We start from the raw sequence: 16,849 nt of genomic DNA, 5'->3' as shown, positions 1-16,849 counted from the left end.
AGCATGAGCGCGCAAGCTAACAGCGATTCTGATCGGACGCCACAGCCAGTGGCTCAGCTCGACGATGAGCGGACCCGACGGATTTCGAACGGCGGAATCGGTATTCATGTGCGCGAATGGGGTGATCCGGATGCGCCCGCGATGGTGCTGTTACATGGCCTGCGTGGCTATTCCGGAACCTGGCGCAAGCTTGCTTCGGAATTTTCCGATCGCTGGCGGCTGATCGCCTTCGATGCCCGGGGGCGCGGCGAAAGCGACTGGGATCCCGAGCGCAACTATTACACCGATGCCTATCTGAGCGATCTGGAGGCCGTCGTCGATGGGTTGGAGCTCAATCGCTTTACCTTGGTCGGCCATTCGATGGGCGGAACTACGTCCTACTGCTATGCAGCAAAGCATCCGCAGCGTCTTTCGGCCCTTGTGGTGGAAGATATTACCGCCGGTTCGTCGGTCGCGGGTGCCGGATTTAAACGGATCGTTGCGGAGATGGCTGCGCTGCCAACCCGCTTTCCCGACTGGACCACGGCCCGGGCTTATTGGCGCAAGCTACGGCCCGGGGTGGCGGATAGCGCAATTGAAGAACGTCTTTTTGAATCGATGCGTTCGGACGGCAGTGGTGAAGTCGTCTGGCGCTATGACGCCGACGGGATTGTAGCGACCAGAGTCGAGCCAGATCCGGCGCGCGTCGTTGATTTGCATCCGGTGATCGCGGCGGTCAGCACCCCTACGCTGGTTATCCGCGGCGGCCGGTCCGACTTCTGTAACCTCGCAAAGGTTGAGGAACTTGAAGCGAAAAATCCGGTGCTAAGCCACGCCACCGTTGCCGACGCCTCCCATTATGTTCACGATGACGCGCCTGAAAGTTTCATGCGTCTGGTCGAGGGCTTTCTGGCCGGACTGCGCACTGGTCAGGTTGCGGCGGACTGACAGGAAAGAAAATATTATGAATGCTCAAAACGGAACAGTGGAATCGGCCAGCGGAAAGCTCGGTGCGGACTTGCTCCTCGACAGCCTGTATAATGGTGGCGCGCGGATTTGTTTCGCCAATCCCGGCACCACCGAATTGGGTCTGGTCAGTGCGCTTGCCCGCGACGGACGGCTGCGCTGCGTGCTCAGCCTGTTCGAAGGTGTCTGCACGGGTGCCGCCGATGGTTATGCCCGCGTATCCGGAGAAGTTCCCCTGACATTACTGCATCTGGGGCCGGGCTTTGCCAATGGTATTGCAAATCTACACAATGCCCGTCGGGCCGGTTCGCGGATTGTCAACCTGATCGGCGATCATGCCACATGGCATCTGGCCTATGACGCACCTTTGACGTCCGATATCAATTCGCTGGCCAAGCCGGTTTCGCGGGAGGTTATCTATCTGGACAAGCCTGAAGCCATCGCCGACGGGGTAAGGCAGGCTTTTGCCGCGACCAACGAGGCCGAAGGCGGAGCAGCGACACTGATTTTCCCTACGGACGTCGTCGATGCGCCTGCTCCCGCAAACGCAAAGCCGGTAGAGCTTGCCGCTTATAGTCCAGCGCCCGTGCCTGACAATGTCGTTCAGTCCGCTGCCGCTGTTCTGGCTGAACCGGGCGAAACGATCGTACTGCTCGGCGGAAACGCCCTGAACGAGGACGGAATTCAAGCTGGCGCTTCGCTGGCGGCAGCCCTTGGCGGACGGCTGCTGATGGAACCATATCCGGCGATTGTCACGCTGGGCGGCGACCTGCCGATGGTTGAGCGTCAGGCTTATTTCCCCGACGACGTTATCGCGCAGATGGGTGATGCCCGTATCGTTCTGGCCGGAGCGCGGATGCCGATCAGCTATTTCGGTTATGAAGGCTGGCCGAGCCAGCTGGTTCCCGAGGATCGGCTTGTCCGTCTCGCTGAACCCGGTGAGGACGCAGTCACTGCACTCCGCGCCCTGGTCTCCCGACTGGGCGGAGGCGAAGCACCTGCATGCGCACCGGCAGTACAGGCGTCTTCACCCGAACCGGCCGCGGCCTTGACGGCGGCCTCGATTGTCGAGGAACTGCTGGTGCAGTTGCCGCAGGACGCGGTCATCTCGCTGGAGGGTTCCAGCATGGGTGGTCCTTGGCTGAAAAATGCGCACCGGGCGCCCCGGCACCGTGTCATGACCAACACCGGTGGTGCGATCGGTCAGGGCCTGCCCTGCGCCGTTGGAGCTGCGCTGGCGCAGCCGGATGCGCGCATCGTAGCGCTACAGTCCGACGGAAGCGCGCAATACACGCTGCAGGCGCTTTGGACGATGGCGCGTGAGGGGCTGAAGATTACCGTCATCATTGCCGCAAATCATCGCTATGCAATCCTGCAGACTGAACTCAACCGCGCGGAGGTCCCGCTGGACGACGCAGTGGTCGCCAATCTGACCAAGCTGGACCATCCTAAGGTGGATTGGGTCGCGCTGGCGCAAGGGTACGGCGTTGAGGCCGTACGCGCGACCACCAATGGTGAACTGGCTGCGGCTCTGGGGCACGGCCTGACGCTGGATGGTCCGTTGCTGATTCAGGCGGAGCTGCCATGAGCTCAGACCTGCCCGTTGCCGTACTGACAGGCGGGAGCGGAGGGTTGGTTCCCGGCATTGCCGAGGAGCTAGCCAAAGCGGGATTTGCCATCGTTCTGACGGCGCGCAACGAGGACGGACTGGAAGCTGCGGCGACCATATTGCGGCTGCTTGTTGAAGCACCCGTCGTCACGCTGCCCTCCGATGCTCGCAACGCATTGTCGGTCAGTTCGCTGGTCGGGCAGGTAATAGACCAATTTGGCCGCATTGATGTGTTGGTCAACGCGGCGGCGAGTTCCACACCCATCGGCGGTGCGATCGAAGAGGTCGATGTCGATGCGCTGATCGCTGACGTCGATGTGAAGGTGGGCGGCTATCTGCGCTATGCTCAGGCCGTTGTGCCGGCAATGAAGCGCCAGGGAGGCGGCCACATTATCAATATCGGCGGCCTTACGGGACGTTCTAGTGACACGTTGAGCGGGTTGCGCAATGCTGCTGTCTCCCATCTGACAAAAGTGCTGTCGGATCAGCTCGGGGCGTTTCAGATCGCGGTTAACGCAGTGCATCCCGGCATCGTTCGGACACCGCATCTGGATGAGCTTTGTGCCGAGCTGGCGGAGAATCGTGGTGTCGATGTGGCCACGATCGAAGCGGAGTTCCTTGCGGAGATTCCCTCCGGCAAGATGCTGTCTACCGGTCAAGTGGGCAGGATGATCGCCTATCTGGCCGAATCAGAAGATGTCGCGATCACGGGACAGTCGCTGACGATCGATGGCGGCTATTCGCGCGGTGTGTTTCTTTGAAGAAGGGGAGTAGGCGATGAACGGCGTTTCTGGGGACGAGAAAATCAAATATCCACTATCCATGCGGCTGCTGCACTGGGTCAGGGCAGTGATCATTCTGGGCCTGATCTGGTCGGGCTGGTATATGACGAGCCTCCCCGAAACGACGCCGATGGCAACCTTTGATCTGTTCTATCCGAACCACAAGCAATTTGGCGTTCTGGTCTGGCTCCTCGCGTTGGTTCATCTCACAATACGCTGGCGCAATCGCCAGATTCTGCCACCGACCCCGCAGGGGCTGACCGGTTGGGAGACAACGCTCTCGCATCTGGTGCACCGTTCGATCATGGCCTTGACCGTGCTTATCCCGCTATTGGGCTACTGCATGTCCTCCAGCTTCACACAGAGCGACGGCGTGCCATTTTTCTTCTTTGGCGAACTGCCCGAATTGCTGCCCAAGAACGACAAGGCGTTCGAAGTGTTCGATGCGCTGCACAAATATAGTGCCTATGTGCTGCTCGGCCTGATTGCCTTGCACGTTGCAGGGGCGCTGAAGCATCGCCTGCAGGACAGGGGGGGCGAAACCGACGTGCTGCCCCGCATGTTCTAGGCCGATCTACAGCACAGGAGTTTTGAAATAATGACAGACCCGGCGATGCAATTGTTGCGGCCCGAATATCTTGACGCAGTGGGGCTCGAGGTGACCAATCCTGCTGATGGCAGTGAGGTCGCGACGATCCGTAGCTATAACGGTGCGGAATTGACCGGAATCATCGACCGGGCCGAGGTGGCGCGGCATGAATGGGCGGCCCGCACCGCCAAGGAGCGCAGTCAAACGCTTCGTGCATGGTATAATTTGATGAGCATAGAGGCCGATGCGCTGGCCCGGCTGATGACGCTTGAAAGTGGTAAGCCGCTGGATGAGGCGCGGGGCGAAGTGAAATATGCCGCAGCCTTTGTGGAATGGTTTTCGGAAGAAGCCACCCGCGCTTACGGGGAGGTGATTCCGCCCCATGCGGCAGGAAAGCGGATTGTGACGCTGCGCCAGCCGGTTGGCACCTGTGCCGCGATCACTCCGTGGAATTTCCCGCTGGCGATGATCACTCGAAAGGTTGGCCCGGCGCTGGCGGCGGGCTGTTCTATCGTCGTAAAGCCGGCCGCATTGACCCCACTTTCGGCGCTGGCCCTTGAGAACCTCGCGCATCAGGCAGGGGTCCCAAAGGATTTGTTCCGCGTAGCACCAGCTGTCCGTTCGTCCGAAGCGGGCGATGTATTCTGTACTCATCCGATGGTTCGTAAGATCAGCTTCACCGGATCGACGGAAGTCGGCAAGGTGATTATGGCCAAAGCTGCGGGGCAGGTGAAGCGGCTCAGCCTCGAACTAGGCGGAAACGCGCCGTTCATCGTCTTCGACGATGCGGATATTGACCGTGCAGTAGATGGCGCAATGGCTTCGCGCTTTCGCAATGCCGGGCAGACCTGCGTCTGTGCAAACCGGTTTCTTGTGCAGGCCGGGGTTCACGACGCTTTCGTCGAGCGCCTGACGGCACGCGTTGCGGCATTGCAGGTCGGCGATGGGCTGGAGAACCCCTCCGGTATGGGGCCCCTGATCAGCGACAAGGACGCGAGCCGTGTCGCTGACCTGGTCAAGCAGGCCGAAGCGCAAGGCGCATCGAGGGCTGGCACGGCACCGGTGGTCCCCGATCAGGGAGCCTTTCACGCGCCGCTGGTCTTGACCGGCGTCACCACTGACATGGCAATCGCCCATGAAGAGATATTTGGGCCGGTGGCACCCGTGATCCGCTTCACTGACGAAAGCGAGGCGATGCGGATCGCGAACGACACGCCTTTTGGCCTGGCAGCTTATGTCTATACCGCCGATTTTACCCGCCAGTGGCGTGTCATGGAAGGGCTGGAATATGGCATGGTCGGGGTCAATGACGGGATGATTTCAACCGAGGTCGCTCCGTTCGGAGGCGTCAAGGAATCGGGCTTCGGACGCGAAGGTTCAAGCCATGGCCTGGCCGAATATATGAATATCAAATATTGTCTGATTGGCGGACTGGAAAGCTAGGCTGATGAAGAAAGAGAATATCGACGATGACCGCCTGACCAGAGGACTGGCCCTTCGCAGTGAAGTTCTGGGGGCCGAATATGTCGCCCGTTCGCTGGAGCAGGCCGACGATTTCAGTCGTCCCATGCAGGAGCTGTCGAGCAGCTATTGCTGGGGCGAAGTCTGGTCGCGCGAAGGCTTGTCCAGGCGGGACCGCAGCTTGCTCAACATCGGCATGATTAGCGCTTTGAACCGGCCACATGAACTCAAATTGCACGTCAAGGCCGCGCTGCGCAATGGCCTGACTCGCGAAGAAATCCGCGAGGCGCTGCTGCAGGTCGCGATCTACTGCGGCGTTCCGGCAGGAATGGACTCAACCCGTATCGCGCGCGAGGCGATCGCCGAATATGATGCTGATCTGGCCGAAAAGGCAGTATAGTCCCTGACTCGCTAATTGGCTGAAAAATCACAAAAAACGCCGGAAAATTAGTGTCCGTGCGTGCCTTCACCATTCACATCTCCCATCCGCCTATGCAGGCCTGGCCGAAATTACAATGTTTCGGACCACCAAGGCAATTCTGTCTGGCACGGCATGTGTCATTCTCAGCTGACTTAAATATGTCACAAGGAACTGCATCAAAGGTGGGTCCGATAGGCTGATACTCCAGTTGGCTCCGTTACTGCGGACAAACCGGGATCATACCAATCAACCGCCCAATATGCTGCCCGGTGAATTGCGTCTTGGAGAAAGCGTTTGAGCAGGCCAACGGCATTGCAGAGCGGGGTTGTTAAGGTCCACCGGTACCTTGGGCTGTTGCTTGCCTTTTTCCTGATCATCATCGCCGGTACGGGTAGTATCATCGCCTTTTATGACGATTTTGAAAATAGCTTTAATGCCGACATGCGGATTGTGGAGCCTCAGGCCAGGGGGTGGACGCTGCACGATGCTCTCGTCATTCGTGAGCGGCTCGAAACAGAGGACCCGCGTGCGCACGTCTTCTCGTTGCAACTGCCACAGCATCCCGGCCAGTCTTTATTTTCCCGGATTATGCCGGCGATCGATGCGGCGACCGGCAAGCCTTATCCGATCGATTATGATGAAGTCTTTGCCAATCCCTATACCGGTGAACGTCTCGGCCAGCGAATAATTGGCGAAGCGACCCTGAAGCCGGCAGGCCTGTTTTCGTTTCTCTATTATCTCCACTATGCGCTGATATTCCCGCTTGGCATTGGCATATTGCTGATCGGCGCATTGGGCCTGGTCTGGGCGGTGGAATGCATCGCCGGTTTTTATCTGACGCTTCCGCCAAAGGCGAAGCCTGCCAGAAACGGCCGGACGCCCAGACCGTTTATCAAGCGCTGGTCCACGTCCTGGAAAATCAGCCGCGGTGCCAACTCCAACCGCCAGATCCTGGATTGGCACCGCGCATCCGGGCTGTGGCTGTGGCCGCTGCTGCTGATTTTTGCGATCACCGGCTTCGCCCTGAATCTGGGCGGCCCCTATGCCGGGTTCATCAGTAAATTTACCGAATATGCGCATTTTCAGGAGAGTCCTCCGCGCGCGCCTCTGGCACAGCCATTGCTCAATCCGCCCGTGGACTGGTTCAAAGCCGCTGAGTTGGGACAGCGCTATTTCGCGGAGCAGGCCCAGGCTGAAGGCTTCACTTTGGGTAAGCCCGCAGCGATCGAATATCGGCGCGATCTGGGCATTTACTTCTTTCTGATGCACACCTCGCGCGATCTGCTGGACGCGCAAGGCAATCCAACCGAAACCGATTCACCCGCCACCGCCGCGACGATAGCGATAGATGCGCGCGATGGACGGTTTCTGGGGCTCCAACTGCCGACCGGACAACGAGCAGGCAATACCATTACAAACTGGCTGATCGCCTTGCACGTGACAGCGATTGGCGGTCGTGCGTGGCAGATCGCCGTGTCTGCCTTCGGGATACTGGTTGTCGGTATATCCGTAACCGGGGTCCTTCTCTGGTGGCGCAGGCGCAAAGCCCGCCGACCACGACAGCGCGTGGCGCCAAAAGCCCATTTAACAACGAGATTTGCAGAAGGGACAAGTCATCAGAACCGCTAAATGCGGTCAGAAATGACAGCCAAAATATTTATCAGGGAGAATATATTATGCATAATACCAAAAGAAGAATGATCAGATTGTCGGCCATTCCATTGTCCGGATCCGTACTGTTTTGTCTGGCGTTCGGGGCCACTGCCGCACAAGCCCAGAGCGAAACCGGCGACGAGGCCATCTCGAATGAAATCATCGTCACCGCCCAGAAACGCGAGGAGCGGCTTAAAGATGTGCCCGTTCCGCTGACAGCGGTTTCGGGTGATGCTCTGCTCGAACAGAACCAGACCAAGGCGCAGGATTTCTTTGCCAGCGTCCCCGGCGTCAACCTGCAGTTTCAGAACAACCGGGCGCAGCTCGCGATCCGCGGGATCACCACCAGTCCGGTAACCGGCAATCCAGTGGTCGGCTTCACCATCGACGGTGTGCCTTATGGTTCTTCTACCGGGCAGGGCGGTCTCTACGGAGCGGCTCCGGATATCGATCCATCCGAGCTCGCCCGGATTGAGGTGCTGCGCGGGCCGCAAGGAACGCTCTATGGTGCCAGCAGCATGGGGGGGCTTGTCAAATATGTGACGATCGCTCCGGATTTGAGCGAATTTGGCGGTTCGATTGGCGGCGGCGTGAACATGATCCGCGGCGGTGGCCAATCGTTGGGCTATAATGTTCGCGGCGCAATCAATGTGCCGCTGGGGGAAACCGTGGCGGTTCGTGCCAGCGCCTACACCCGCAAGGAGCCCGGATATATCGACAATGTGCGGACCGGTGAAAATGATGTCAATTCGTCGCGCGTGACCGGCGGGCGCCTGACGGCATTGTGGGAACCTTCAGACATGTTCTCCCTGACTCTGGGAGCGATGTATCAGGTGCGTGATATCTACGGGTCTTCCAATGTGGATGCGCGGACGGGTTCCTTTTATCAGCAGACCGATCAGATTGGCTCCGGCCGCAGCAAATCGGACATGCAGATGTACCGGGCGGAGATCAACGCCGATCTGGGCGGCGTGGACCTGACATCGATCACGTCTTTCTCGCGTTCCACCAATTATGACAATCAGGATTTCACAGCCTCACCGCTGACGATTTTTCTGTTTCCTGCCATCTTCCCGCCGACAATCCCCGAATTCGGCAATGTGTTGTTGCAGACCTATGATGTCGACAAGGTGTCGCATGAAACCCGGCTCACCGGTGCGTTCGGTGACAATATCGACTGGATCGTCGGCGGGTTCTACACGCATGAAAAGGGCAATTACACGATCGACACATTTGCCATCAATCCCGACAATGGTGACGTTTACGGCGTGCCCGTGGTCTGGCGCGATAATATCAAATATCAGGAATATGCGGCGTTCGCCAATCTGACTGCCCGGCTTTCGGACCAGTTCGATATCCAGTTCGGCGGACGTTTCAGCGAGAATGATCAGGAAATGACGCATCGTGAATGGTTTCAGGGCGCGCCCTATCCGGCCGATCCGTTCTACAGCACGACCAGTCCCGAGGCCCACGGCAGTTCCTTTACATATCAGATTACGCCGCGTTTCAAACCCACACCCGACCACATGATCTATGGGCGTCTTGCGACTGGTTATCGGCCGGGTGGGCCCAATGCAGGCTGCAGCGAAGATCCTGCCGAGCCGGTCCCCTGTCAGTTCAAACCCGACAAGACGGTGAACTACGAGATTGGTGCCAAGGGCGATCTGCTGGATCGCGCCCTGTCCTATGACGTATCGCTGTTCAATATCGACTGGACTGACATCCAGATTACCCAGGTGTCTTCGCTTGGCACGTTCACCTTCAACAGCAATGCAGGCAAGGCGCGCAGCCGGGGTTTTGAAATTGCACTCGAAGCCAGGCCGGTCGACGGTCTGTCGGTCAAAGCATGGTGGGCCTATGTCGACGCCACGCTGCGCGAAAGCTTTGCATCCGGCGCGGTCTATGCGGCCGAGAGTGACCGGCTGCCTTTCTCCAGCAAGAATTCAGGCCGTTTCTCGTTTGATTATGAGGCGCCTGTATCCGATGGCGATATTACAGCCTCGTTCGGGGCATCGGCAACCTATGTTGGGGAGCGAAAGGGCGAATTCGTGCCTTCTCTCGCTGATGCGCCGTTGCGTGCCAGCTATCCCGGCTATGTCCAGTTCGACATTCACGCCGGGCTCGATTTCGACAGCTGGAATCTCAACGTCTTTGTGCAGAATCTGACGAACAAGCATGGCGTTATCGGTGGCGGTTTCTACAACCAGAGTACCTTCAATGCGAACTGGTTCAACTATGCTCAGCCCCGCACAGTTGGTCTCAATCTGGGATACGACTTCTAGGGCGAAAGCCTCTCACAAAATAAGCCGCCGCGGATATGATCCGCGGCGGCTCGACTTTTCCCGGCGCGTATGACTGCAGGCGCTGGCACCGAGTAGGGGCTAATTCTCCTTGGGAGTAAGCGCGCGATCCTGTTGGGATGGGCCATCCAGCATTTTTGAACCGCTGATTTTGCCCGATGCATCGAGGGTCAACTGGACTGGCGTCATACTACGGTTCTGCCAGTGCCACCCATGAATTCCCGCAAACGCTGCCACATAGCGGCCACTCTGGTGGTCAGCCTTGTCGATGGCATAGCTTTCCGTCAGTTCCTCGCCCCCCTCGAACGGATGGGCATGCATGTCGTAATCCAATGGTCCGTCAGCGCTCCACGCGAAGGTGATCGGTGCCCCCTTGTCGAGGACATATTTCAGTTCGATTTCTTCGTAGGGATGGAGCACGTACGTCCAGTGATCGCTCACCCCTGGCTCGGGCGCGAGTGGGCTAGCGGAGGGCGTGAACACACCCTCCCGCTTCAGGCCCCGTTCCAGAAACTTTCTGGCGGCAGGATTGGCAATTTGAGTCAGGCCGCTCGTCTCGCCAAAGCCGGTGGGATCGATCCCGGTTTCTGCCGGGAGCACGAACAGGACGCCAATGGCACCCAGCGCGACAACCGCGCAGGATGCGAGAATGATGGTATTGCGGTGCTTTTTGCCGCTTACCGGTTGGTGGTCATTCATGTTGCAAAATACTCCCCTGCCTGATTGATGATAATGAGCGAACCCGCACCGACCAGAAGCCGGTTGGTAACTGCTGCGCGTTTTTCGAAATTTGGACTAGTCCGCCAAGCGTTCAGCAGGCTGACGACGAAAAGCAAAACGAGTATCTGGCCCAGCTCCACGCCGAGATTGAAACTGAGCAGATTAAAGATGAGGCCATCAGGTGAGATCGAGAGACTCATCAGCTTGGTGGCGAGACCCAGGCCGTGGCAAAGGCCAAATATCAGCACCGCCAGGCGTGTGTCGACCGACCAGCCGATCTGTTTCAGCCAACCAAGATTCTCAGCACCCTTGTAGACGATTGACAGTCCGATGATCGCATCGACCAGATGACTGTTGGCACCGGTTTTGAAAAGAACACCCAGCAGCAAGGTCAGCGAATGTCCGATCGTAAACATCGAGACATAGAGCACCACATCGCGGGTGCGGCGCAGGAACATGACGACGCCGATCAAAAACAGGATATGGTCATAGCCGGTGACCATATGCTTTGCACCGAGGTACAGAAACGGAAAGAAGGCCGGGCCCTGAGTTGACTCGACAAACGCACGGTCTCCTTGCGCCACATCATGAGCAAGTGCCACGCCCGACCACAGCAAAACCATCAGCGATGTCGTGGTAAACCAGGCGAGGCGGGTGGCTGGCTTCATTCGGATGTTTGCGGCTTGCTCTCGTCCGCGGGAGACAGACCACTCGGGGCCGGCATATAGACTTCGTGGCACGCGCTGCAGACATTATAAAGAGTACCACCCGCTTGGAGCACCTTGTCGGGGCTTTGGGCCTTGGCCGCTTGCTCGGCCTGACCGGCCGCATCGACTAGACCCTGCGCAAAATCTTTCCAGTCGGTACCCTTGTTGGCCGCATATTCCGCACGTTTCAGATCTTCTCCCAGCTTCTTCAGCTGCTGGGCGGCCTGCTCGGTGCGCTGCCATTCCGCTTCGGTTTCCGGGACGATTTCCCGCGAACCATTTTCATCGCTGATATATTGGACCGCATTCCAGTAAACCTCGGCGGTTGGCTGGACATCATCTGCCATCATCGCTTTGGTAGAGGTTTGAGGCGCGTCGCCTTCTCCGCTCACACTACAACTGGCGAGGCAAAATATCATCACGCTTCCGAGTTTCCAGTGCATCCGCATCCTCTTTTCCTCCAATATGTTCGCCCGAAAGACATTGTAACGGGCTGGGTGCAACCAGTTTGTCATTCTTGTGGTCTGGCTGAAACATAATCGTGGTAACGGATAGGTTACAGCAATGTTACAGATCATAAATGATGAATGACATTGGATAATACCGCAGAGTTAACCGCGGCAAACCGACCTTCCCGATTTGATGATGATAGAGTGTTTGGCCTCTCCGGGTCATTTTGCGAACCGTTCGTAACTTGCCCCCGATGCCCAGCGTGCCACCGTCTTGTCACAACAACGAGAGAGGGATGGTCATGGCGGGTAGGATATTTTGCATCAGGAAACCAAAAGAAACAGGCCAGCGCCGGAATGCCAAGCTGCTATGGCTCCCGTGCGGACTGTTGGGTGGGGCAATGGCGGCGCCGGCTGCCGCCGAAGACCTTGGCATCGCAGATGAGCCACTGATTATTGTAACGGCCCGCGGTGAACATCGCATCGGGTCTGCTGTTGCCGCAAGCGAAGGGGCTGTGACAGGCAGTGATCTGGCCGACCGGCCGCTGCTGCGCCCGGCGGAACTGCTGGAAGCCGTGCCGGGTCTGATCGCCACGCAACATTCCGGAGGTGGCAAAGCGAACCAATATTTTCTGCGGGGGTTTAACCTTGACCACGGCACCGATTTTTCGCTCAGCATAGACGGTATGCCGATGAATCTGCGGACTCATGGACATGGCCAGGGCTATCTCGATGTTGGCGGCCTGATTCCTGAATCGGTTAAGCGGATCGAATATCGCAAAGGGCCCTATCGGGCAGAGGACGGCGACTTTGGGTTTGTTGCTTCGTCACGCATCACGACCAAGGACAAGCTTGAACCGTTCGTCTCGCTTGAGATTGGCAGCTATGACTATCGGCGGCTGGTGGCGGGTGGTTCGACATCCTTGGCCGGCGGCGATCTAATGTTCATCGGCCAGGCCAAATATAATGACGGACCGTGGGCGTTGGCAGAGGATTTGGAGAGCTATTCCGGACTGGTCAAATATGCCATCGATGTGCCGCTTGGCAGAATAAGTCTGAGCGGGAGCCTTTATAGCGCGCGGTGGAACCCAACGGAACAAATTCCAGAACGTGCGATCGGGACATTGCTTGAGAATGCCTATGGCACGCTTGATCCGTCCCTGACCGGGAGGACCGACCGGCACGTACTCACGCTCAATATCGACGGAGCGGAAGATTGGCGGCTCACTCTTTGGGCGCAGCATTATGACTGGAGCCTGTTTTCCAACTTCACCTATTTTCTTGAGGATCCGGTGAATGGTGACCAGTTGCGACAATATGAGAAAATGTCGGGCTATGGCGGCAGGGTAGAGAAAGGCTTCAGGCTAGGCGAAGACCTGCGCATGACGATCGGAACCGAAGGACGGGTAGATGATATTTCCCAAGTCGGACTGGACCACAGCGTCAAGGGCGTCGTCGATTTTACCCGCAGCAGGTTTTCCGTGCGGGAAGATTCCGCTGCAGTCTATTCCGAACTGCGATGGCGACCGGCATCTGCAGTCATGATCACCGGCGGCCTGCGTGGTGATTTCTATCGTTTTGAAACGAAGCCTTTGGCGGGTGACGCTTGGGGCGGGGTGGTCAAGGACAGCATTTTTTCGCCGCGTATCGGTGCTAATGTCGAAGTCACTGACGGACTGGCTCTCTATGGGAATTATGGCCAGGGTTTTCACAGCAACGATGCCAGAGGAGTCACGGCTCCGACCGACGCGGCACCCGGTCTGGTCAAGGGTAATTTTCGTGAACTGGGGGTCCGGTTCGAACGCGGCCGGCTTGTCGTCACCGGGAATTACTGGTGGAGCCGGATTGACAGCGAGCTGATCTATGTCGGCGATTCCGGAGCGGTGGAACCCAGCGGTGCCGGGCGTCGCCAGGGTTACGAACTGACAGCATGGTGGAAGCTCAGCGACTGGTTGACGGTCGATGCGGTCTGGACAGCAGCAAAAAGTCGCTACGCCGATTTGCCAGCTGGCGCCAATTATATCCCGGGTGCTCTGAGAAATTCGGGGGAGCTGGGCATCGCCACCCGCTTTGACCGTTTCAATGCCTCGCTGCGCGTTCGCCATCTCGGTCCTCATCCGTTGAACGAGGACTATAGTGCCAAGGGCAGTGCTACCACATTGGTCAATGCTCGCGCTGCCTACACGCCACGCAAGTGGGCATTTTCAATCGAGCTGCTCAATATATTGGATAGCAAAGGCCACGATGTGGATTATTTCTATGCGACACGGTTACCAGGAGAGCCGGCTGGCGGCGTCGAAGGTTATAATAGCAAGATTACCGAACCGAGACAGGTAAGATTTGGCGTAAAGCGCAGCTTTTGACGCATTCCATGGAGCAAGCTCGCGCGCAACACCCTGTTCCAGAACGACTTTATCCAAAATATCCGCCGGTGCATGCCGTACGAAAAGCATCGCGAAACGGAGAGTTGTACCGGTTTCGTACCGTTTCACTACTAGGAATGGGCCTTTCGAACTGTAGGGTCTGGGCAACAAATGCCGATAGGAAATGTCCGATTGGCGACCCTTTCAACAAAAAGGGGAAATTCATTAAGAGGGGGAATAACAATGTCTTTATCCACATTTGGTGAATGGCTTTATGCCACGCCGGTTTCAACCGAGTTGCGACAAATCACCTGGATCATACCGAACATCCAGACGGTCCACATCCTGGCGATTGCCGTCGTAATCGGATCGGCACTTCTGACTGAGCTTCGCTTTGCGGGAGTTCTTGCCGCCGACCGACCGGTAGCGGGCCTGCTTCGCCGCTACTTGCCCTGGATGAAAGTAGCATTGATCGTCCTGCTATTGACCGGCCTGATACTGGTGGTGGCTGAACCGGCGCGGACCTTGGGCAACACCATATTCTGGACGAAGATGGCGTTGGTGGCGGGAGCTAGCCTTGTCACTCTGAAGGCCCGCAAGTCGCTTGTTCAAAACGACGGCGTAACCGAAGGAGAAGATCCTCCCGAGGCGTCGAAGGCGCTCGCCTGGCTGATGATCCTGATCTGGTGTGCCATCATTTTCTGCGGTCGGTTCATCGCTTACACCTGATCGCCATGTCCGCGACCTGTGTCGCTTTCCTCGAATTAACGGAATTTTTCATCATGAGTCTTGAATCAGTTCTGCAACAGATAAATGATATGTCGATATCCTCGACCATTCGCGAAAACGTCAATGCCTTTCCAATCCTGGAATCGCTTCATGTGCTGGGAATCGCAATCGTGTTTGGCACGATTTTGATCGTTGATCTCAGGCTATTTGGAGTGGCCGCGCATCGTCCCAGCGCCAAGCGACTAACCTCCGAACTATTGCCTTATACCTGGGTCGCCTTTGTGATTGTGGCGATTACCGGATTGCTGATGTTCATGTCGAACCCCGTATCCTATGCCAACAATACCCAGTTCCTGCTGAAGCTGGTGTTTATCGCGTTGGCGGGGCTCAACATGGTCTGGTTCCACAGCACGACCTATCGCAGAATCGCCGAGTGGGACGAAGATATGCCGCCTCCGACCGCAGCGCGGGTATCCGGCGCTTTGTCGTTCATCCTCTGGGTGACCGTGATATTCCTCGGTCGCTGGATCGGGTTCACGCTGGAGACGCTGTTCTTCTGATCATTTAATCAACTAGTGACTGGGGGGAGGGGATATGCGCAAAACGTCATTCGGGCGGACCATTGTCGCGGCGGCACTGCTTGCAGGGCATATCGTTCCAGCTGCAGCGCAATTTCCCAGCCTTCCGGTTGCACTTCCGGTACCGGCGACGTCCCAGCCACCCTTGTCGTCGGCGAACCGGAGTGGGACCGAATATAGCGATCTTGCCGAGGCTGGATATGTGGAAGAGGAATTCTATCTCTCGGGTATTGGTCCGGCGATTACCGCCAAGGGTGATGTGCTTTTCGATGCTCCCTATATCACGAGAATCCTTGTGCGTCGTCCAGCCGATCCCAGCAAGTTTAACGGTACCGTGTTGATCGAACCTTTTAGCTGGTTTGGTGAACGGGGGGCAGGCTGGATTCTCACGCGCGATTATTTGTTGCGCAACGGCTATGCCTATGTCGGCTACACGCTCAACGTCAACAAGCCAGCCGCCGATCCCAAATTTCCGCCTGGAGACAACGGAGCGGAGCCTGATGCCGACGCACCCGATCCTAACCAGCTTTATACTGGCATCGTCAACTTCGATTTCATGCGTGAATTCGACTACGCCCGCTATGCACCGCTGGGATCCTACTACGATCCTGAGCGCTTCAGGCGAGGCGGTGCGCCTGATCCTTTCGTGCCGCAATCTCAGGCCATCGGCGCGCAGCTTGCCCTGCTATTGAAGTCCAATTTGCCTGACGGCCCGATGGGCCGGGTTCAGGTCGAACGGGTTTATGTAAACAGCTGGGCGGTGACGGCGCAGGTGTGGATGGACTATCTCGACCAGGGGCGGCACCAGAGCTGGCGTATGCCTGATGGCAGGCCGTTGATTGATGCTTATATGACCGGGAAGATGGCCTTTGGGGAAGTGGGCGGCGATGTCGTCCGGGTGCCTCGCAAAATGCCTGTCGATGTGCCTTTTGTGACGATCTATAGCCAATCCGAACTGATGCATGATGTATTGGAGGAGGTCGAGCTGCCGTCAGACACAGACTACCCGATGCTGCGCTATTATGAAGTGACCGGCATGCCTCATATACGCATGGCTGATCTGGGGACCCGACACCGCGAATTTCTTGCTGACGAGGTCGGCAAGGGCGATGACCCACTATGCCAGACCCTTTACGACGAACCGGTGGAAGTGGTTGCCGCCGCGCTGCTGGACGCGATGGACAAGTGGGTTCGCACCGGCGAGCCCATGCCGAAGGCACTGCGTGTCGTTCGGGACGGAGATGCTGTGGTCAGGGATGCGGCAGGCCGCAATATGGTTGGCGGCGTTCGTCCGCCCTGGATAATGGTGCCCTCCGCGACATATCTGACCGAACAGGAAACGAATTGCGGTTTGGTCTATGATACCAAGCTTGCCTTACCAGCCGACCAACTGAGGAAGTTGTACGGCTCTTACCGCGGTTATGTGAAAAAGTTCGAGGCCGCGAAGCGCACGGCAATCAAGCAAGGATATTTGCTGGAGGCGGACGCGGACAAAGTACAACCGATTGCGAAACAGTCTGACTTCTGAGGCTCATCAGCTTCG

General features: G+C 57.6%; 15 protein-coding genes. 12 read left to right on the top strand and 3 right to left on the bottom strand.

Translation table 11 applies throughout. From position 1 onward, the window contains the following. Positions 1-3: 3 nt before the first annotated feature. From ACN0WW_RS13425 to ACN0WW_RS13390, 8 genes are all read left to right on the top strand, one after another. On the top strand, positions 4-927 hold the full coding sequence (locus ACN0WW_RS13425) for an alpha/beta fold hydrolase (protein WP_417613338.1): 924 nt from the start codon (positions 4-6) through the stop codon (positions 925-927). Positions 928-943: 16 nt separating this feature from the next. Next, positions 944-2,533, top strand: coding sequence for an acetolactate synthase large subunit (locus tag ACN0WW_RS13420; RefSeq protein ID WP_417613336.1), 1,590 nt, complete (start codon positions 944-946; stop codon positions 2,531-2,533). Further along, a complete protein-coding gene (locus tag ACN0WW_RS13415) occupies positions 2,530-3,315 on the top strand; it encodes an SDR family NAD(P)-dependent oxidoreductase (protein ID WP_417613334.1) in 786 nt (261 codons plus the stop codon). Before ACN0WW_RS13420 ends, ACN0WW_RS13415 begins: the two co-directional genes overlap by 4 nt. Positions 3,316-3,331: 16 nt before the next feature. Further along, positions 3,332-3,904 carry a cytochrome b gene (locus ACN0WW_RS13410; protein ID WP_417613332.1) on the top strand — a complete coding sequence of 191 codons (573 nt, stop codon included), beginning with the start codon at positions 3,332-3,334 and terminating at the stop codon, positions 3,902-3,904. Positions 3,905-3,934: 30 nt separating this feature from the next. After that, a complete protein-coding gene (locus ACN0WW_RS13405) occupies positions 3,935-5,368 on the top strand; it encodes an NAD-dependent succinate-semialdehyde dehydrogenase (protein ID WP_417613330.1) in 1,434 nt (477 codons plus the stop codon). A gap of 4 nt (positions 5,369-5,372) precedes the next feature. Continuing rightward, positions 5,373-5,786 (top strand): carboxymuconolactone decarboxylase family protein, encoded by a 414-nt coding sequence (locus tag ACN0WW_RS13400; protein WP_417613328.1) that lies wholly within the window; start codon positions 5,373-5,375, stop codon positions 5,784-5,786. 315 nt (positions 5,787-6,101) lie between these two features. Continuing rightward, the gene (locus ACN0WW_RS13395; RefSeq protein WP_417613326.1) at positions 6,102-7,436 is read left to right on the top strand and encodes a PepSY-associated TM helix domain-containing protein; all 1,335 of its coding nucleotides are present in this window, start codon (positions 6,102-6,104) and stop codon (positions 7,434-7,436) included. Between the two features lie 47 nt (positions 7,437-7,483). Further along, positions 7,484-9,742, top strand: a complete 2,259-nt coding sequence (locus ACN0WW_RS13390; RefSeq protein ID WP_417613324.1) for a TonB-dependent receptor — start codon at positions 7,484-7,486, stop codon at positions 9,740-9,742. Between the two features lie 99 nt (positions 9,743-9,841). Here the strand turns inward: ACN0WW_RS13390 and ACN0WW_RS13385 are convergent, their stop codons facing one another. Genes ACN0WW_RS13385 through ACN0WW_RS13375 form a run of 3 tightly spaced genes read right to left on the bottom strand, consistent with a single transcriptional unit; the run spans position 9,842 to position 11,630 of the window. Further along, positions 9,842-10,459, bottom strand: coding sequence for a hypothetical protein (locus ACN0WW_RS13385; protein ID WP_417613322.1), 618 nt, complete (start codon positions 10,457-10,459; stop codon positions 9,842-9,844). Next, a complete protein-coding gene (locus tag ACN0WW_RS13380) occupies positions 10,456-11,148 on the bottom strand; it encodes a HupE/UreJ family protein (protein WP_417613320.1) in 693 nt (230 codons plus the stop codon). The genes ACN0WW_RS13385 and ACN0WW_RS13380 overlap by 4 nt, the downstream gene beginning before the upstream one ends. Then, a complete protein-coding gene (locus tag ACN0WW_RS13375; RefSeq protein WP_417613318.1) occupies positions 11,145-11,630 on the bottom strand; it encodes a hypothetical protein in 486 nt (161 codons plus the stop codon). Before ACN0WW_RS13375 ends, ACN0WW_RS13380 begins: the two co-directional genes overlap by 4 nt. A gap of 407 nt (positions 11,631-12,037) precedes the next feature. On the opposite strand from ACN0WW_RS13375, the gene ACN0WW_RS13370 reads away from it, so the two are divergent. The 4 genes from ACN0WW_RS13370 to ACN0WW_RS13355 all read left to right on the top strand — a co-directional run bounded on the left by ACN0WW_RS13370 (position 12,038) and on the right by ACN0WW_RS13355 (position 16,834). After that, complete coding sequence (locus tag ACN0WW_RS13370) at positions 12,038-13,999, top strand: TonB-dependent receptor (RefSeq protein ID WP_417613316.1); 1,962 nt, start codon at positions 12,038-12,040, stop codon at positions 13,997-13,999. 243 nt (positions 14,000-14,242) lie between these two features. Beyond that, complete coding sequence (locus tag ACN0WW_RS13365; RefSeq protein ID WP_417613314.1) at positions 14,243-14,728, top strand: DUF6644 family protein; 486 nt, start codon at positions 14,243-14,245, stop codon at positions 14,726-14,728. 53 nt (positions 14,729-14,781) lie between these two features. After that, the gene (locus ACN0WW_RS13360; protein ID WP_417613312.1) at positions 14,782-15,288 is read left to right on the top strand and encodes a DUF6644 family protein; all 507 of its coding nucleotides are present in this window, start codon (positions 14,782-14,784) and stop codon (positions 15,286-15,288) included. A 61-nt stretch (positions 15,289-15,349) separates the two neighbouring features. Beyond that, positions 15,350-16,834: an alpha/beta hydrolase domain-containing protein gene (locus tag ACN0WW_RS13355; RefSeq protein ID WP_417613414.1), complete on the top strand. Its 1,485-nt coding sequence runs from the start codon at positions 15,350-15,352 to the stop codon at positions 16,832-16,834. Positions 16,835-16,849 lie beyond the last annotated feature (15 nt).

It is taken from the genome of Parasphingorhabdus sp., assembly GCF_048269865.1.
Taxonomy (GTDB): Bacteria; Pseudomonadota; Alphaproteobacteria; order Sphingomonadales; family Sphingomonadaceae; genus Parasphingorhabdus.
This window is presented reverse-complemented; position numbering and strand designations above follow the sequence as displayed.